Raw genomic sequence first — 18,416 nt, 5'->3', positions numbered from 1 at the left:
CCGTGGGTTCGGTCGCCCGCGCGGGCGGGCTTCGAGGATCCTTGAGAATCGGAGGCGGGTTCTCAGGAGAGGAGCAACGGGTGCTGACCGCGGCGGCCGGGGTGTTCGGCGCACTGGTGATCGGCGCCTGGGTCGTGGTGGCCTGGGGGTCCGGTCGGCGTCGGCCGTGGCTGTTGACACCGGTCGCGTTGCTCGTGGTCGTGCTCGTGGCGGTGGCGCCCGGGTGGGCGTTCCCGCCGGCGGTGGCGCTGGCCGTCGGTTCCTTCGTCGAGCTGGTGCTCGGTTCCCGCGAGTCCCCGACGTTGCGCACCAAGGACGCGGACGCCCCGCTCAGCACCGAGCGGTGGGCGGCGGCGGTGGCCGCGCCGTTCCGGGTGGCGCTGGCCGAACCCTGGGACGTGGTGGCGCGGCCGACGTTGCGGCGGTCCTACCGGCGGCTGCTGGAGCGCCAGTGGAACGTGACCGACCGGGAGTCGTTGTTGGCGGCGATCGACCGGCAGATGGGCGAGTTGCACACCGGTCCCTCGGTGGATCTGGTGGTGGACCTGGCGGCCGGGTCGGCCCGGTCGCGGCTGCCGCTCGACCAGGGCGGTCGCACCACCGGTGAGCAGGTGCCCCTGTCACCGGAGCAGGTGCACCGGCTGCGGATGGTCACGGGTGTGGCCGAGGGCGATGAGACGGTGATCATCGGCGCCTACCAGTGGTGGAAGTCGGTGCACGTGATCCGCCTGGTGTGCGGTGGTGCCACCCTGGACTGGTTGAGTCCGGTGGAGTCGCAGACGACGTTGCGCCGGGTGGCGTCGGATCTCCAGCGACGGTACTCGTCGTGGCAGCAGCTGTCGATGGCCTTCCACGCCGGTTACCTGTTGTGGCCGGAGAAGGGTGTGGAGGGCGACCACGGCGGGACCGACCGGGTGTGGGCGGCGCTGGGCCTGCTCACCGAGGATCCGCGCAGCCCGTGGAACCTGCTGCCCTGGGACATGCCGTTGGAGCGGGTGCTGCCCGAGACGGGCGGCCAGGAGCAGGAGACCCACCGCTAGGGCGTGTTCCTTCGAACCTCCGCCCCGCTTCGGTCCGTGCTCGGCGCGCCCGGAGAACGGGAGCCTTCGCCCCGCGCTCACGCCCTCGTTCCCCGGACGTTCGCCCCGGGCCACGGAACCCCGCCCCGAGGGCGCGCAAGAGCGTTCGAGAACAGGCCCCGGGGCGTGTTCCGTGGGTGCCGCCACATCCGGCCCCGGTCCGTGGACGCGGCTCATACGTCCCGGACCGGACACCGGATGACGCGTGTCAGACGCCGTCGAGGGCGACGGTGTCGCCGAGGCGGTGGACGCGCAGGGAGTTGGTGGAACCGGTGGTCCCGGGCGGACTGCCGGCCACGATGACGACCTTGTCGCCCTTGGTGTAGTCACCGAGTTGGAGCAGTTCGCTCTCGACCTGGCGGACCATGTCGTCGGTGTTGTCGACCCAGGGGACCAGGTTGGTCTCCACTCCCCAGGTCAGGGAGAGGCGTCCGCGGGTGGCGTTCTCGGTGGTGAACGCCAGGAGCGGGATGGGCGACCGGTAGCGCGCGAGGCGGCGGGCGGTCTCACCGGACATGGTGAAGGCCACGAGCGCCTTGGCGCCGATGGTGGCGCCGATCTCCGCGGCGGCGCGGGCGATGGCCCCGCCGGTGGTCTCGGGCACCCGGTTGAGGATGTGCGAGGCGCGCAGGGACTCCTGCTCGGCGGCGCTGATGATGCGGGCCATGGTCTCGACGGTCTCGACGGGGTACTTGCCGACGCTGGTCTCTCCGGAGAGCATGACGGCGTCGGCGCCGTCGAGGACGGCGTTGGCGACGTCGGAGGCCTCGGCGCGGGTGGGCCGGGGGGCTCCGATCATGGATTCGAGCATCTGCGTGGCGACGATGACCGGTTTGGCCTTGTCGCGACAGCGTTCGACGGCGCGTTTCTGCACCATGGGGACGTTCTCCAGGGGCAGTTCGACGCCGAGGTCGCCGCGGGCGACCATGACGGCGTCGAAGACCTCGATGATGTCCTGGAGGCGCTCGACGGCCTGGGGCTTCTCGATCTTGGCGATGAGGGGCACCGTGAGGCCCTCTTCGTCCATGATGCGGTGGCACTCCTCGGCGTCCGCGGGACTGCGGACGAAGGAGAGGGCGACCATGTCGACGCGGTTGCGCAGGGCCCAGCGCAGGTCGTCCTCATCCTTTTGGGTGAGGGCGGGGACGCTGACGGCGACTCCGGGGAGGTTGAGTCCCTTGTGGTTGGAGACGACGCCGCCGTAGACGACCCGGGTGTGGACGTCGCTGCCGGTGGTCTTGGTGCACTCCAGCACGATGCGTCCGTCGTCGATGAGGACGCGGTCGCCGGGTCGGACGTCGTTGGGCAGGCCCTTGTAGGTGGTGGAGACGCGGTGCGCGTCACCGGGGACGTCATCGATGGTGATGGTGAACTCGTCCCCGACGTTGAGTTCGACGGGGCCGTCGGCGAAGGTGCCGACGCGGATCTTGGGTCCTTGGAGGTCGGCGAGGACGCCGACCGCTCGTCCGACGTCCTCGGCGGCCGCTCGCAGGGTGGCGAGGTTGGCGCTGTGGTCGTCGTGGGTTCCGTGGCTGAGGTTGAGTCGGGCGACGTCCAGTCCGGCGTGGACGAGCTTGCGGAGGATCTCCGGGCTCGAAGTGGCGGGACCGAGGGTCGCGACGATCTTTGCTCGACGTGTCACGGATAACACTTTAGAGCGTCCGGGGGATGCAGTGGTCTAAACCAGGTTGCGAATGGACGTATCTCAGGCTGCGGGAAGGTGGATCCGGGCTGTGCACCAACGGTCCCGTGGGGCTTTCGCGGTGGTGGCCCCAGGGGTGTTCAGCGGTCGCGTCGGGGGGTGGGGAGGGTGGGCGCGAGGCGGCCGTAGGCACGGAGGACGCGGAGCCGCTGGACGGTGCGCATGCCTTCGAGTTCGAGGGTGGCGGCGGTGTCCCAGTGGTCCCAGGAGGTGTCCCAGCCGCCGTCGGGGCGTTGGGTGCGTTCGAGGCGTTCGAGGGCGTCGTCGATCTCGGAGTCGGTGAACAGGGGGCGGGCGATGCAGGAGGGGTCGGGCGCCAGGTCCAGGGGTGTGTGGACGTGGTGGCGGGGAGCGGCGGAGCGGGGCCCGGGGACGCCCGCGCCGTCGGCGGGTCGGACGTTGACGGCGGCCCGGATCATGGTGGACAGCCGGTTGATGGTGTGGAGGGCCCGGGGCCGGTCGGGGACGTGTTGGAGGAAGGCGCAGATGCCGACGGCCTCGTGGGGTTCGGTCCAGTGGAGCGCGTCGATGTGCTTCCAGCAGTAGGCGGTGGCGCGGTCGCGCCAGGGGTGGGTGATGTTGTGCCGGTGGAGGCGGCCGGTGATGGAGGCGGTGAGGGCGAGGTCGGGGCCGAAGTCGGTGCGTTGGCGCCACCAGGGCGCGGATTCGGTGTGGCGGACGGCGGGGGTGACGGGCGGGAGGCCGCCGTCGGGGGCGGCGACGGAGGCGAGGTGGCGGCAGATGCCCTGGCCGAGGTCGTGGGGGACGGGGCCGAGTTCGTCGAGGATGCGCAGGGCGGTGTCGACGGCCAGGGGTTGGCTGGCGTGTCCGCGCAGGTCGGGGTCGAGGGCGTTGCCGTAGCCGCCGTCGATGTTGCGGTAGGCGGAGAGGGCGGAGCGGACGGGCTGCGCGGGTCCGGCCTGGAAGTGGTAGGCGAACCGGTGCCGGTCGAGGAGCCGGGCGGTGCGCATGATGAAGTGTTCGGCCGCGAGGAAGGATTCCCAGGTCACAACGCTCATGTCGGAACGGTACCCCTGGGGGTGGGCGGGGTCCCGCGCCGTCGATCAATCCATTCGTGTTCTTTACGTGCGATGGAGGCGGTGCGCGCCGCGGACGGCGAGGACCGTCCAGGTGAGGAGGATGAGGAGGGCTGCCGCGAGGCGGACGGTGCCGAGGTGCTCCTCCGGGTAGACCACGCCGGTGAGGTAGTGGTCGATGAATCCGGTGGGGGGCAGGCCCTCCTGGCCGGCCCGGTCGCGGCCCCATCGTTCGACGTGGGTGAGGGGGCACTCCCAGCCGATGAGGACGATGCCGAAGGCGTAGAGGGCGACGCCGAGGTGGATCCAGAAGGTGCGGGGCCACCTCCAGGCGATGAACCCGCCGAGGACGACATAGACGAGGAAGGCCATGTGGAGGACCATGGCCGTGTCGGCGACGAGCCTGTAGGCCATGGTCCGATGGTAGGCGTCGCGGGTCTCGAAAGGGTCAGGTCGCGGTGGTGCTCTCGGCGCGGGCGCGGCGGCGGGTGAGGACGGCGAGGACGATCCAGGAGAGGACGACGACCACGCCGACGCCCGTCTGGACCAGGCGGAGGTCGTCGGCGGGGTAGATGACGCCGGTGAGGTAGTGGTCGATGAAGCCCTCCTCGGCGAGTCCGGCCTGTCCGGCGTTCTCACGGCCCCAGTTCTCGACGTGGGTGAGGGGGCAGGTCCAACCGACGATGCTGATGGCCAGGCCGTAGAGGGCGACGCCGAGGTGGATCCAGAAGGTGCGGGGCCACCTCCAGGCGATGAATCCGCCGACGGCGATGTAGAGGATGAACGCGAAGTGGAAGAGCATGGCGGCGTCGCCGATGAGGCGGTAGACCATGGTCGTTGCTCCCGTGGGGGGTGGGGGGCGCCGGGGTCGGGGGCCGGGGTTCCAGTGTGTCGGGGCCGGGGCCGGTGCTCCGACACGGTGGGGTCACCGGTGTGCAACGTCACGGCGGGTACGCGTACGGGGCGCGCGGGAGGATCCCGTGCGCCCCGTACGGTACGCCCCGTGGGTCAGACGAGGGGTCGGGCGGTGGGCGGGATGGCGACGGGCAGTTCGCCGTCCCGGCCGGTGAGGTCGCGGTCGACGGCGGCGGCAGCGGAGCGCCCCTCGGCGATGGCCCAGACGATGAGGGACTGGCCGCGGCCCATGTCGCCGGCGCAGTAGACGCCGTCGACGCTGGTCCGGTAGTCGGTGTCGCGGACGACGTTGCCGCGTCCGTCGAGGTCGACGCCGAGCTGCTCGATCATGCCCTCCTTCTGGGGGCCGACGAAGCCCATGGCGAGGGTGACGAGGTCGGCGGGGATCTCGCGTTCGGTGCCCTCGACGGGTTCGAAGCCCTTGTCGGTGCGCTTGACCTCGACGAGCCTGAGGGCGCGTACGTGGCCGTCGTCGTCGCCGAGGAACTCCAGGGTGTTGACGGAGTAGACGCGCTTGCCGCCCTCTTCGTGGGCGCTGGTGACCTTGTACAGCGTGGGCATGGTGGGCCAGGGCTGTGCGTCGGGTCGGTGGACGGGCGGCTTGGGCATGATCTCCAGCTGTGTGACGCCGGCGGCACCCTGGCGGTGGGCGGTGCCGACGCAGTCGGCGCCGGTGTCACCGCCGCCGATGACGACGACGTGCTTGCCCTCGGCGTGGATGGGAGCGCGGTCGTAGTCGCCGAACTGGACGCGGTTGGCCTGGGGCAGGTACTCCATGGCCTGGTACACGCCGGCGAGTTCACGGCCGGGGACGGGCAGGTCGCGCCAGGCGGTGGCACCGCCGGTGAGGACGACCGCGTCGTTGTCGGCGCGCAGTTCCTCGACGGTGATGTCGACGCCGATGTCGGTGCTCGTGCGGAACTCCGTGCCCTCGGCGGTCATCTGGGCGATGCGGCGGTCGATGTGCCGCTTCTCCATCTTGAACTCGGGGATGCCGTAGCGGAGCAGGCCGCCGATGCGGTCGGCGCGTTCGTAGACGGTGACGTCGTGGCCGGCGCGGGTGAGCTGTTGGGCGGCGGCCAGGCCGGCGGGGCCGGAGCCCACGACGGCGATCCTCTTACCGGTGCGCACGGTGGGGGGCAGGGGCTTGACCCAGCCCTCCTCCCAGGCGCGGTCGATGATGGAGACCTCGACGTTCTTGATGGTGACGGCGGGCTGGTTGATGCCGAGCACGCAGGCGGATTCGCAGGGTGCGGGGCACAGCCGGCCGGTGAATTCGGGGAAGTTGTTGGTGGCGTGGAGCCGCTCGATCGCCTCGGCCCAGTCGTGGGTGTGGACGAGGTTGTTCCACTCGGGGATGAGGTTGCCGAGCGGGCAGCCGTTGTGGCAGAAGGGGATGCCGCAGTCCATGCAGCGGGACGCCTGCTTGGTGACGGTCCCTCGGTCGAAGTCCTCGTAGACCTCGCGCCAGTCCTGAATGCGAACGTCCACCGGTCGGTGTACGGGGAGCTCGCGTTCGGTGATCTTCAAGAAACCCTTGGGGTCGGCCATGATCGTTCCTCCTCTCGTGTCGGCTGACGCTCAGGACTGCGCGGAGGCCATGACGGCCTCGTCGACGTCGCGGCCTTCTCGCTCGGCCTGGGCCTGGGCGAGCAGGACGCGCTTGTAGTCGCGCGGCATGACCTTGGCGATCCGGTCGAGGCCGGTGTCGCCGGCGGCCAGGAGGCTCTGGGCGACGGTGGATCCGGTCTCGGCGTGGTGTCGGGTGAGCACGTCGGTGAGGAACGCGCGGTCCTCGTCGGTGAGCTCCTCGATCGCGACCATCTCGGCGTTGACGCGGCCGGGTTCGAGGTCGAGCACGTAGGCGATGCCACCGGACATGCCGGCCGCGAAGTTGCGGCCGGTGCGGCCCAGGACGACGGCACGGCCGCCGGTCATGTACTCGCAGCCGTGGTCGCCGATGCCCTCGACGACGGCGAGGGCGCCGGAGTTGCGGACGCAGAAGCGTTCGCCGACGATGCCGCGGAGGAAGATCTCCCCGGAGGTGGCGCCGTAGCCGATGACGTTGCCGGCGATGATGTGCTCCTCGGCGACGAGGCGCGAGGCGTCGGCGGGGCGGACGATGACCCGGCCGCCGGACAGGCCCTTGCCGACGTAGTCGTTGCCGTCGCCCTTGAGCCGGAGGGTGACGCCCTTGGGTACGAAGGCGCCGAAGGACTGGCCCGCGGACCCGGTGAAGGTGACGTCGATGGTGTCGGTGGGCAGGCCGTCGGCGCCGTAGCGCTTGGTGACCTCGTGTCCGAGCATGGTGCCGACGGTGCGGTTGACGTTGCGGACGGGCAGTTCGAGCTTGACGGGTCGGCCGAAGTCGAGCGCGCCTTCGGCGAGCTGGATGAGGGTGTTGTCGAGGGCCTTCTCCAGGCCGTGGTCCTGGATGCGGCGCTGGACGCGGTGGTCCCCGCCCCAGGGCTCCACCTCGTGGAGGATGGGCGCCAGGTCCAGGCCCTTGGCCTTCCAGTGCTGGACGGCCTCGGTGGTGTCGAGCAGGTCGACGGCGCCGATGGCCTCGTCGAGGCTGCGGAAGCCGAGGGCGGCGAGGTGTTCGCGGACCTCCTGGGCGATGAACTCGAAGAAGTTCACCACGTATTCGGCCTTGCCGGAGAACCGTTCGCGCAGGACGGGGTTCTGGGTGGCGACGCCGACGGGGCAGGTGTCGAGGTGGCAGACGCGCATCATGACGCAGCCGGAGACGACGAGGGGGGCGGTGGCGAAGCCGTACTCCTCGGCGCCGAGCAGGGCGGCGACGATGACGTCGCGGCCGGTCTTCATCTGGCCGTCGGCCTGGACGACGATGCGGTCGCGCAGGCCGTTGAGCAGCAGGGTCTGCTGGGTTTCGGCGAGGCCGAGCTCCCAGGGGGTGCCCGCGTGCTTGAGGGAGGTCAGCGGCGAGGCGCCGGTGCCCCCGTCGTGGCCGGAGATGAGGACGACGTCGGCGTGGGCCTTGGAGACGCCGGCGGCGACGGTGCCGACGCCCGCTTCGGAGACCAGCTTGACGTGGACCCGGGCGGACGGGTTGGCGTTCTTGAGGTCGTGGATGAGCTGGGCGAGGTCCTCGATGGAGTAGATGTCGTGGTGGGGCGGCGGGGAGATGAGCCCGACGCCGGGGGTGGAGTGGCGGGTGTTCGCCACCCACGGGTAGACCTTGTGGCCGGGCAGTTGGCCGCCCTCGCCGGGCTTGGCGCCCTGGGCCATCTTGATCTGGATGTCGTCGGCGTTGGTGAGGTAGTGCGAGGTGACGCCGAAGCGGCCGGAGGCGACCTGCTTGATGGCGCTGCGCCGCAGGTCCCCGTTGGCGTCGGGGATGAAGCGGGCGGGGTCCTCGCCGCCCTCGCCGGTGTTGGACTTGCCGCCGAGGCGGTTCATCGCGATGGCGAGGGTCTCGTGGGCCTCGGCGGAGATGGAGCCGTAGGACATGGCGCCGGTGGAGAAGCGCTTGACGATCGCGGAGACGGGCTCGACCTCGTCGATGGGGATCGGTTCGCGCACGCCCTCCTTGAAGCGGAAGAGGCCGCGCAGGGTCATGAGCCTCTCGGCCTGGTCGTCGACCCTGCTGGTGTACTCCTTGAAGATCTCGTACCGTCGGGTGCGGGTGGAGTGCTGGAGTTTGAAGACCGTCTCGGGGTCGAACAGGTGCGGTTCGCCCTCGCGGCGCCACTGGTACTCGCCGCCGATCTCCAGACGCCGGTGGGCGCCGGAGCCGGTGTTGTCGGTGTGGGCGCGGCGGTGGCGGATGGCGACCTCTTCGGCGAGGACGTCGAAGCCGACGCCGCCGAGGCGGGAGGTGGTGCCGGTGAAGCAGCGGTCGATGACCTCGGCGCCGAGGCCGAGGGCCTCGAAGATCTGGGCTCCGGTGTAGGAGCTGACCGTGGAGACGCCGATCTTGGACATGACCTTCAGGACGCCCTTGCCGAACGCCTTGACGGTGTTGCGGACGGCGTCGTCGGCGTCGATGCCGCCGATGGTGCCGCGCTGGACCAGGTCCCGGACGGTGGCCAGGGCGAGGTAGGGGTTGACGGCGGAGGCGCCGTACCCGAGGAGGAGCGCGACGTGGTGGCATTCGCGCACGTCGGCGGCTTCGATGATGAGGCCGACCTCGGTGCGGGTCTTCTCGCGGACGAGGTGGTGGTGGACCGACCCGGTGAGCAGCAGCGACGGGACGGGCGCCCGCCTCGGGTCGGCGCCGCGGTCGCTGAGGACGAGGATGTGGGCGCCGTCGGCGATGGCGGCGTCGATCTCGCCGTTGATCTCGGTGAGGCGGGCCGCCAGGGCTTCGCCGCCGCCGTCGACGGGGTAGGTGCCGTCGACGGTGAAGGTCTTCAGGGCCGGTTCGGTGCGGCCCGCGGAGACGATGGCGGCGAGTTCGTCCTGGTCGATGACCGGGGTGGCCAGGACGAGGCGTCGGGTGTCGCCGGGGGCCGATTCGAGGATGTTGTGCTCGGCGCCCAGGAGCGTGGACAGGCTGGTGACCATCTCTTCGCGGATGGCGTCCAGGGGCGGGTTGGTGACCTGGGCGAAGTTCTGCGAGAAGTAGTCGAAGAGCTGGCGGGAGCGCTCGGAGAGCGCGGCCACCGGGGTGTCGGTGCCCATGGAGCCGATGGGCTCGGCGCCGGTGCGGGCCATGGGGGTGAGGATGATCCGGAGTTCTTCCTCGGTGTAGCCGAAGACCTGCTGGGCGCGGTTGAGCTCGGTCACGGGGACGGGCTCGGCGGCGGGCAGGTCGGACATGCGCAGGACGCCGGAGTCGATCCACTCCCGGTAGGGGTGCTGGGCGGCGAGCTCGGCCTTGATCTCCTCGTCCTCGATGATCCGCCCCTGGGCGGTGTCGACGACGAAGATGCGGCCGGGCTGGAGGCGGCCCTTGCGGACGACGGTGGCGGGGTCGATGTCGAGGACGCCGGCCTCGGAGGCGAGGACGACGAGGCCGTCCTCGGTGACCCAGTAGCGTCCGGGGCGCAGGCCGTTGCGGTCCAGGACGGCGCCGACGAGGGTGCCGTCGGTGAAGGACACGGAGGCGGGCCCGTCCCAGGGCTCCATGAGGGTGGAGTGGTACTCGTAGAAGGCCCGGACGTCCGGGTCCATCTCGGTGTGGTTCTCCCAGGGCTCGGGGATCATCATGAGCACGGCGTGCGGGAGCGAGCGACCGCCCAGGTGGAGGAGTTCGAGGGCGTCGTCGAAGGACGCGGTGTCGGAGTCGTCGGGGTCGACGATGGGGAAGATCCGGTCGAGGTCGCCGGGGATGAGGTCGCTGGCGAGCTTGGCCTCGCGGGCGCGCATCATGTTCCGGTTGCCCTTGACGGTGTTGATCTCACCGTTGTGGGCGACGTAGCGGAACGGGTGGGCCAGGGGCCAGGACGGGAAGGTGTTGGTGGAGAACCGGGAGTGGACCAGGGCCAGGCCGGAGGCGTAGCGCCGGTCGGACAGGTCGGGGAAGAACGGCTCCAGCTGCGGGGTGGTGAGCATGCCCTTGTAGGCGATGGTGCGCGGGGACAGGCTCGGGAAGTAGACGTCGGTCTCGTGTTCGGCGCGCTTGCGGACGCAGTAGGCGTAGCGCTCCAGCTCGATGCCGGTGATGCCGTCGGTGGCGGTGCCGGGGGTGCCGGCGATGAAGAGCTGCCCGAAGTAGGGCATGGCCTCGCGGGCGGCGGGGCCGCTGTACTGGGGCTCGAAGGGCAGGTCGCGCCAGCCCAGGAGGGTGAGGCCCTCGTCGGCGACGATCGCGTTGATCGTGTCGATGGCGGCGGCGCGCTCGGCGGCGTCGGCGGGGAGGAAGGCGATGCCGACGGCGTAGGCGCCGGCGGCGGGCAGCTCGAAGTCGCAGACCTCGGTGTAGAGCTCGTGCGGGATCTGGGTGAGGATGCCCGCGCCGTCTCCGTCGTCGGGGTCGGCACCGGAGGCGCCTCGGTGGTCGAGGTTGCGCAGTACGGTGAGAGCCTTCTGCACGATGTCGTGGCCGCGGCGGCCGGTGAGATCGGCGACGAAGCCCACACCACAGGCGTCGTGCTCGAAGGCGGGGTCGTACAGGCCCTGAGAAGTGGATTCAACGTTCGTTCGGACGGACGAACGCCGCACCTGACCAGCGGGCATCTACCCTCCTGTCGTCTTGCGTCGGCTTCGTGAAAAGCGCATCCGGGACGACATTGGCCCTGCTGCGTGCGTGAAGTTGTGGGTGCTCGGGTCGTGGACGCCGTGGCCCGCCACCGTACCGCGGCCACGTCCTCGTGGTGCGAATGGCGGATGGTCGCCCGCTGCGAGCGGTGTTGCGTTCTTCGTGCGGGTCCAGCCGCGATGTGGATCGCAGGTCTAGACCATAGGGTGCCGCGGTGCACCCCGGGTGACGTGTCGTGGACACCTTACGGGTGGTGTCACGGTCCCTCGTACGGGTGGTTCCCCGTCGAGGGTGTGCCTAGCCGGTTTTTCCACCAGGGAATCCCGGTAAACCTCCCAAAGCGGATAAAACACGACGGTTGGTCGAGTTCGCCGCCCTGGGCGCGCGAGCGCGGTGCGCCGCGCCACCACATTACCCCGGTGTTAACACTCCCCCCAAGGGGGACTCGGGTCCGCACGCGAGTGATATCTCCCTCATCCTTCACGCACCACCCTGACCTGCGGATCGATGTCCGCGCCCGGGGCGTGGGACGATCGGGGCATGGCTGTAGACCCCATCTCCCCCGGACCGGACGACGCCCCCGGCCCCCGCGACACCGACACCCCGCCCGCCCCCCTGCCCGAGGCGGCGCGGCGCGCGCTCCGCGACCACGGCGTGGACGCGCCCCGGCTGCGCCGGGTCCTCGCCGCGCTGTCCACCGGGCACCCGTGCGGCCCCGACGACCTGGTGCGGGCCACCGGGGTGGCCCGCACCCTGGTGGTGTCGCTGTTGCGGACCCTGGTCGAGGCCGGGGAGGCCGTACCCGAGAGCGACGGCGTCCGGGTACGGCCGACGCACCCCGCCCACTACGCGGGGGCGGCCGGGGACACGCTCGCCGACCCGGTGGCGCACCTGCTGCCCCGGCACGGGCGGGCCGCCGCCGAGATCGCCCGCGCCGTCGCCGAGGGGCCCGCCTCCGACCCGGACCTGGACCACGTCACGGCGACCGCCGAGACGGCCCTGCGCCGGGCCCTGTTCCTGACCACCCGGTTCGACCTGGACGACCGCACGGTGCTGTGCGTGGGCGACCACGACCTGACCTCGGTCGCGTTGGCGCTGACCCGGCCGCGGGCACGGGTCCTGGTCGTCGACATCGACGAGCGGGTGCTGGCGCACATCGACGCGGTCTCCGACCGTCTGGGCCTGGCCGTGCGCACCCATCACGCCGACCTGCGGCTGGGACTGCCGCCGGCGCTGCGCGGCGCGGCGGACGTGGTCTTCACCGACCCGCCCTACACCCCCGACGGGGTGGAACTGTTCGTGCGCCGGGGCCTGGAGGGCATGGCCGACCCGCGCAGGGGCCGGGTGCTGGTGGCCTACGGGGTCAGTGAGACCACACCCCGGCTCGCGGCGGCCACCCAGGCCCGGCTCCTGCGATCGGACCTGGTGATGGAGGCGATGTGGCCGGACTTCAACCGGTACGAGGGCGCCGAGTCGATCGGGGCGGCCTCGGACCTGTACGTGCTGCGGCCGCTGTCGCGCACCCTTCCCCCGGCCGGTGAGGGCCCCGCCCGCGTCTACAGCCAGGGCGTGAACGCCAAGGAGGCCAAGGGGGCGCTGGACGAGGAACGGGCGCGCGCCGTGGTGGCGCGGGTCGCCGAGGAGACCGGGGCCCGGCCGGTGCCCGTGGGGGCGTGGCCGTCGTCGGTGCCGCCCGCCTCGGGGCGGGTGCGCCTGTCCACGTGGATGGAGACGGCCGTGCCGCTGTCGGGGCCGCCCGTGGTGGACCTGACCGGCGGATGGGATCGGATCGCGGCACGGGCCGCGCTGGCCTGCCCCGACGGGACCGGGTACCTGCTGGTGCCGTCGGCGGCGGCGTGCGTGCGCGACGAACGGGGACAGACGGGGCTGCGCGCCCTGGTGGAGCCGCGGTTCCGGGTGCGGTTCCTGCGCGGTTTCGGCGCCCCGGACCTGACGGCGATCCGGTTGACGCCCGCCCCCGAGCCGACGGACCCGGTCGACCGGCTGCTGGCGCACGTCCAAGAGCACGCCCACGGCACGTTGACGTCGGTGCTGCGGGCCGGGACGATCCGCGTCGCGCGGGAGCGCGAGGAACCGATCAACAAGCGCACCGCCCGCCACGCGGTGACCGCCGCTCCGGAGTGGGTCTCCGGTCACACCCTGCTGGACCTGCCCGGACACCGGTTCGCGGAGCTGCGTTCGGTGGCCGAACGGGTGTGGGCGGCGGCGGCGAAGGAGTGAGCGTCCCGGGGTCGCGCCCGCGCGGGCGCGACCCCGGGCGCGGGTCAGCCGCCGGTGCCGGGCCCGGTGGTCTCGACGCCCGTGCCCCCGGTCGGTTCGGTGGTGTCGGTGTCGTCCTTGAGGTTGACCAGACGCCGGTAGAGCGGGTCCCGGAAGTTGCCCAGCGTCACCAGGGGGCTGGCCAGGCTCACGCGTTCGTCGACCGATGCGGAGTCGGTGGGCTGCACCCACACCACCACCAGGTAGTGGCCGCTGATCGTGGCCTCGGCCGCGCTGTAACCCGAGCCGAGCCGGTCGAAGGGGTCGGCGCCCGAAGGCGGCATCACGAACCCGGTGACGGGCGCGTCGGCGGGCGATTCCTCCCCCTCGGGGAGCTCGGGTTCGGCCATGGCGGCGGCGACCGCCCGGCTGCCCTCGATGTCGGCGAGGTTGAAGATGGCCACCACACCGAAGTGGTCGTCGGACACGTAGGTGCCGCGCCCGGCCTGGGTGCAGTCGGCACCGGCCAGGGCCTCGGCGACGCCGTCGCCCCACACCGCGCCCGAGCAGTCCTCCGCCAGCTCGAAGTCGCGCAGGGTGAAGGCCACGCCCCGGCTGGAGATCTCGGCGCTGCGCTCACCGAACAGCTCACCCTCGTTGAGGGGGCGGTTGTCGGCCTCGCGGGTGGCCAGCACCGTGTTGATGTCGTTGGTCTCGCTGTCGGAGACGGAGTAGGCGACGGGTCGGGTCCGCGGCGGGGAGCCGTCCCCGCCGCCCTCCCCGCCCCGGTCGAGGTAGAGGACGACGCCGAGACCGATGAGGGCGACGACCAGGACACCGCCGATGACACCGATGAGCCGACCGAACCGCCTGGGTTCCTGCTTTCGGCGTCCTCCGGAGCGGCGGCGGCCGTTCGTACGGGAGGAGCGCCCGGCGTCATCGGGTTCGCTGTTCTTCCTCCGACGTCCCGCTGTGCCGGACGCCGACGCTTCAGAAGGGGACACCCCATGGACCTTTCCTCGGATGACGGGCCCGCGTGCGCGCCACCGGGCCCATCGCACTCGGCGAGGGCGTCGCGGGGGGATCAGGGGGCCGCCCCGGAGCGGTGTGCGCGCCCCGCGCTCGACCCGGTCGCGTGACCGGGTGATCTGTCCGAGATCCTATCGGGACGTCCGGGGCGCGCGAACGGCCGTGCTCCCGATGGGGGCACGGCCGTCTCGGTGGAGCGGTCGGTCGGTCCGCTACTCCTGTCGCGCCTGCGCGGTGATGACCTCGTCGTAGACGTAGCCGACCGCGTTCATGGAGGCCACGCTCAACTTCGCCAGGTCGGTGTCCTCCCCGGGCGGGCTGCCGTCGGTGCGGGCCACCCAGAAGACCGCCAGGTAGTGGCCCATGACCTGGACGTTGGCCTGGCTGAAACCGTCCTGGAGGCCGGGGATCTCGTCGCTGGTGCGGCTGAGTAGGAACCCGGCGCCGGTCTCGGCGTTGGTCGGGTCCAGGGCGGCCTCGACGTCGGCCGCGGCGTCGGCGTCGGCCAGGTCGAACAGGGTGACCTGGGCGACGTGGTCCTGGTCGGCGTCGGTGTACAGGCCCGAGGCGGCGTTGACGCAGTCGGCGTCGATGAGCCTCTGGCCGAGTTCCTCGCCCCACACCAGGGAGGTGCAGGAGTCGGTGACCATGCCGTCGCGCAGCTCCAGCCTCATGTCGTCCAGTTCGAGTTCCCCGACGGGACCGAACACCGCCTCCTCGGTCATCGGTTCGAGGCCCTCGGGCCGCTCCTCGATGGGTCCGAAGACGTCGGCGCGGTCGGGCTCGGACAGGTAGAGCTGCGGCGTGAGGGTGCTGTGCCCCTCGGGCGGGGCGACGACACTGCCGTCGCCACCGGAGGTGACCCCGCCGGCCCCGCTGAAGAGCTGGTACGAGAGCAGACCCAGGAGCGCGACCAGGGCGACGGCGAAGGCGCCGGTGAGGACGCCCAGCATCACGGTGCCGCGCTTGCGCTTGCTCTGCTCGGCGAGGGTGTACACGATCTGGTTGGACCGGTCGCCCAGGACCGAGACCTTCTTGATCGCGGAGGCGGAGAAGGCGGACACCCGGTCCACCGTGCCGCCTTGCGCGGTGTCCTTGGCCGGGGCGGCCCGGCGGGCTCCGCGGCGTCCCCGGGGGGCCCGGTCGTCCCGGTGCTCCCCGGAGTCGTCCGCGGACCCCTGATCGGCGACGGGGTCGTGGTCGTCGTCACGAGGAGAGGCGTGACCGTACTCGGCGGAGTAGTCCTCCTCCGGGTCGTAGTCGTACGCCTCGTCGTGGCCGTAGTCGTCGGCGTTGTCGCGGATACGGCCGGTGTCGGCGCGGCGGGTACCGCCGCGCCGACCTCTACGGCCGGACCCGGACTCGGCTCTGCTCACGGTCTTTCTCAATGGTCACCCGTGGTCTGCTCGAAAGGTACGGGGGCACGTGCGGGCACGTCGCCACCCTCATGGGTGGAGGTGGATGTCGTGCGCGGTCGTCTCGCCCGTTACGGCGGGCGTGCGACCTTCCCCGTGTCTACTCGGGCTTCGCCCCGGAATCGGTTCCCGTATCGGCGTCGTTCTCGGTCGAGCCCTCGCTACTAGATCGCTCGGGGCTCGGGTGGTATTCCGTGCCGGCGTCCCCACCTGGGGTGTCGAGGTCCGAATCCCCCGTGTCGGCGGTGCTGTAGACGGTTCCGTCGTTACCGACCTCACCGCCCCCCGTGACCCCGAACACCTGGGTCCCGGCGTCGGCGCCGTGGGGCAGGACCGAACCGGAGAAGGCGTCGAGCCGTCGACCGGCCCAGACGAAGTAGGCCAGGGCGCCGACGAAGACCACGATGGAGGTCCAGTTGTTCAGGCGCAGGCCGAAGAAGTCGTTGGCGGGGTCGACGCGCAGGTACTCGATCCAGAAGCGGCCCACGCAGTAGCCCATGACGTAGAGGGCGAAGAGACGGCCGCCCTGGAGGGAGGACTCGTAGCGGCGGCCGGCCCAGGCGAGCAGGACGGCCAGGCCCAGGCACCAGAGGGATTCGTAGAGGAAGGTGGGGTGGTAGGTGGTGACACCGAACTCCATGCCGGGGCGCAGGTGGCCCTCCGGGTAGGGGTGGATCTCCACGGCCCAGGGGACGTCGGTGGGCCGGCCGAACAGTTCCTGGTTGAAGTAGTTGCCCCAGCGGCCGATGGCCTGGGCGAGGGGGAGGGTGGGGGCGATGGCGAAGGACAGCTTGGACATCGACAGGCCGCGTTTGCGGGCGACGAGCCACACGCCGAGGGCGCCCATGGGGACGGCCCCCCAGATGCCGAGTCCGCCCTCCCACACGTAGAGGGCGCGGATGGGTTCGCGGCCTTCGGCGAAGTACAGTTGCGCGTCGCTGATGACGTGGTAGAGGCGGCCGCCGATGAGGCCGAGGACGACCGCCCACACGGCCATGTCGAGGATGGTGCCGGCTTCACCGCCCATCGCCTTCCAGCGGCGTTCGCTCCACAGGACGGCGACGATCACACCGGCGAGGATGCACAGCGCGTAGAAGTGGATCTCCAGGGGCCCGATCGGGATCGAGTTCACCTGCGGGCTGGGGATGGCCGCGAGGGCGCGACCGGTTCCGGCCGCGCCCTCGATGGCTGTCGACGACAATGTCACTGCTCTGCTCTCGGGTTCGCCCCGCGTGCGGGGGGTGTCCTCGGGGGTGCTACTCCTCGTCACCCCCGTCGCCCAACGGCTGGGTCTCGACCTTACCGGGGTCGGCGGAGGCGATCGCCTCCGAGAGGCCCCTGACCGTCATGGCGGTGTTGTTGTCGAGCAAGGTGCCGTTGATGTAGATGGAGGGGGTGCCGCCGAAGGCGTCGTCACCGCTGTAGCGAGTGTAGGCGTTGCCGGTGGCCTCGATGATCTCGCCGGTGTAGGTGCCCTCCAGGAAGGCGGGGTCGTGACCGTTGTCGGCGCCCCAGGCGAGGAGGTCGGTGAGGACCATGGTGCCGAGGGTCTCCTGGCCGATCCGGTCCACGGCGTCCTGGGTGAGGGCGGGCAGGAACTCCTCGGTGAACTCGGTGACGACGGCGGCCTCCTCGTCGAGGCGGGCGCCGAACTCCTCCTGTTGACCGGGGGAGGTCTCCAGTTCGGCGAACCATCCCTTGAGCTGGTCGGTGGAGAAGCCCTCGCGGCCCTCGGTGGGCTGGTTCTCGAAGAGCACGTCGTTGTACTCGACGAAGACGCCGTGGTCGGCGGCGATGCGGGCGGCGGCGCCGCCGCGCAGCGAGTTGCCGCTGATGGGGACCTGCTGCTGGGCGAAGATGCTCACCGGGCGGAAGTGGACGATGGCCTCGCCCCGGGCGGCGCGTTCCTTGAGGAGGCCGCCGTTGGTGATCTCGAACTGACGGCAGGCGGGGCACTGGTAGTCGGCGTAGACCTCGACGACGGGGGCCTGGACGCCGTCGTCCGCCATGACGACACTGCCGTCCTCCTGGACCGTCTGGGCGGCGATGGGCCCGGTGTAGCCCTCGCTCCGGTCGGAGTCGAGGACGGCGTAGCCGATCACGACGATTAGGAGGACGACCGCGGCGGCGGCGCCGACGACGATCAGGTTCTTGCGCAGGGCCGCGGCCTTCTTCTCCTTGGCCCGTCGTTCCTTGAGGTGTTCGCGGGCGCGTTTGCGCGTTTCGCTCCCCATGGTGTTCCTCTGTTCCTGTGTTCCGGGGTGGTCGTGGATCGCGGGTCAGCGGAAGAGTCCGAGGGCGCGGTCCAGGGCGAGGGGCGAGCGGGGCCACAGGGCGATGAAGGCCCCCAGTGCCGCGAAGCCGATGTCGCGGGTGATGGAGAGGCCGTAGGTCGTCTCCTCGGGGTCGACCGCGCCGCCGCCGCCGAAGCAGCCGCAGTCGATGCTCAGGCCGCGGGCCATGGCCGAGACGATCCCGGCGATGAAGACGAGCATGAGCAGGGTGGCGACGGCACCGGTGAAGCGCGTGGCCAGGCCCACGAGGAGGAGAACGGCCAGGGCGAGCTCGAAGAGGGGGAGGGTGTAGCCGATGAGGCGGGCGAGCTCGTGGGGGAAGAGGTCGTAGGCCTCGACCGCCTGGACGGAGAGCGCGGGCGGGTACTTGGAGAAGGCCGAGTACCCGAGGATTCCGGCGAGGGCGAGGCGGCAGACGAAAGTGATCCAGGGTTGGACGGTGTCCCAGCGCGACCCGGAGACGAGGGCGGGGGTTTCGTCGGTTGTGTCCATGGAGTGGGCCTTCGGGAATCGGGGGCTGATTTGTCGCACTCCGCACCTATGGAGTCGCTCTCGGTGA

Annotated in this window: 13 protein-coding genes; 2 read left to right on the top strand and 11 right to left on the bottom strand. The window is 71.2% G+C overall.

Annotated elements, in window-relative coordinates:
* The first annotated feature begins 80 nt into the window (after positions 1 to 80).
* The gene (locus tag RM479_RS18925) at positions 81 to 1,040 is read left to right on the top strand and encodes a DUF1266 domain-containing protein (RefSeq protein ID WP_311513052.1); all 960 of its coding nucleotides are present in this window, start codon (positions 81 to 83) and stop codon (positions 1,038 to 1,040) included.
* Between the two features lie 247 nt (positions 1,041 to 1,287).
* Here the strand turns inward: RM479_RS18925 and pyk are convergent, their stop codons facing one another.
* The 6 genes from pyk to gltB form a co-directional block, all read right to left on the bottom strand.
* The gene (gene pyk / locus RM479_RS18920; protein WP_311513051.1) at positions 1,288 to 2,721 is read right to left on the bottom strand and encodes a pyruvate kinase; all 1,434 of its coding nucleotides are present in this window, start codon (positions 2,719 to 2,721) and stop codon (positions 1,288 to 1,290) included.
* Positions 2,722 to 2,861: 140 nt separating this feature from the next.
* Positions 2,862 to 3,791 carry a prenyltransferase gene (locus tag RM479_RS18915; protein ID WP_311513129.1) on the bottom strand — a complete coding sequence of 310 codons (930 nt, stop codon included), beginning with the start codon at positions 3,789 to 3,791 and terminating at the stop codon, positions 2,862 to 2,864.
* 72 nt (positions 3,792 to 3,863) lie between these two features.
* Positions 3,864 to 4,232, bottom strand: coding sequence for a DUF2784 domain-containing protein (locus RM479_RS18910; protein WP_311513050.1), 369 nt, complete (start codon positions 4,230 to 4,232; stop codon positions 3,864 to 3,866).
* 34 nt (positions 4,233 to 4,266) lie between these two features.
* Positions 4,267 to 4,650: a DUF2784 domain-containing protein gene (locus RM479_RS18905; RefSeq protein ID WP_311513049.1), complete on the bottom strand. Its 384-nt coding sequence runs from the start codon at positions 4,648 to 4,650 to the stop codon at positions 4,267 to 4,269.
* A gap of 176 nt (positions 4,651 to 4,826) precedes the next feature.
* Positions 4,827 to 6,284, bottom strand: coding sequence for a glutamate synthase subunit beta (locus RM479_RS18900; RefSeq protein ID WP_311513048.1), 1,458 nt, complete (start codon positions 6,282 to 6,284; stop codon positions 4,827 to 4,829).
* Between the two features lie 30 nt (positions 6,285 to 6,314).
* Positions 6,315 to 10,877, bottom strand: coding sequence for a glutamate synthase large subunit (gene gltB / locus RM479_RS18895; RefSeq protein ID WP_311513047.1), 4,563 nt, complete (start codon positions 10,875 to 10,877; stop codon positions 6,315 to 6,317).
* A 562-nt stretch (positions 10,878 to 11,439) separates the two neighbouring features.
* Here gltB and RM479_RS18890 point away from each other — a divergent pair.
* On the top strand, positions 11,440 to 13,140 hold the full coding sequence (locus tag RM479_RS18890) for a bis-aminopropyl spermidine synthase family protein (protein WP_311513046.1): 1,701 nt from the start codon (positions 11,440 to 11,442) through the stop codon (positions 13,138 to 13,140).
* A gap of 44 nt (positions 13,141 to 13,184) precedes the next feature.
* Here the strand turns inward: RM479_RS18890 and RM479_RS18885 are convergent, their stop codons facing one another.
* The 5 genes from RM479_RS18885 to RM479_RS18865 all read right to left on the bottom strand — a co-directional run bounded on the left by RM479_RS18885 (position 13,185) and on the right by RM479_RS18865 (position 18,349).
* Positions 13,185 to 14,123: a hypothetical protein gene (locus tag RM479_RS18885; RefSeq protein WP_311513045.1), complete on the bottom strand. Its 939-nt coding sequence runs from the start codon at positions 14,121 to 14,123 to the stop codon at positions 13,185 to 13,187.
* A gap of 237 nt (positions 14,124 to 14,360) precedes the next feature.
* Positions 14,361 to 15,524, bottom strand: coding sequence for a hypothetical protein (locus RM479_RS18880; protein WP_311513044.1), 1,164 nt, complete (start codon positions 15,522 to 15,524; stop codon positions 14,361 to 14,363).
* Between the two features lie 139 nt (positions 15,525 to 15,663).
* Positions 15,664 to 16,764 (bottom strand): prolipoprotein diacylglyceryl transferase, encoded by a 1,101-nt coding sequence (lgt, locus tag RM479_RS18875; protein WP_311513043.1) that lies wholly within the window; start codon positions 16,762 to 16,764, stop codon positions 15,664 to 15,666.
* A 55-nt stretch (positions 16,765 to 16,819) separates the two neighbouring features.
* Positions 16,820 to 17,797: a DsbA family protein gene (locus RM479_RS18870; RefSeq protein ID WP_311513042.1), complete on the bottom strand. Its 978-nt coding sequence runs from the start codon at positions 17,795 to 17,797 to the stop codon at positions 16,820 to 16,822.
* Between the two features lie 45 nt (positions 17,798 to 17,842).
* Positions 17,843 to 18,349, bottom strand: coding sequence for a MauE/DoxX family redox-associated membrane protein (locus tag RM479_RS18865; protein ID WP_274807868.1), 507 nt, complete (start codon positions 18,347 to 18,349; stop codon positions 17,843 to 17,845).
* Positions 18,350 to 18,416: the final 67 nt, after the last annotated feature.

It is taken from the genome of Nocardiopsis lambiniae (assembly GCF_031845465.1).
Lineage (GTDB): Bacteria > Actinomycetota > Actinomycetes > Streptosporangiales > Streptosporangiaceae > Nocardiopsis > Nocardiopsis lambiniae.
The sequence above is the reverse complement of the archived record's forward strand: the minus strand, read 5'-3'. Positions and strand labels throughout refer to the sequence as shown.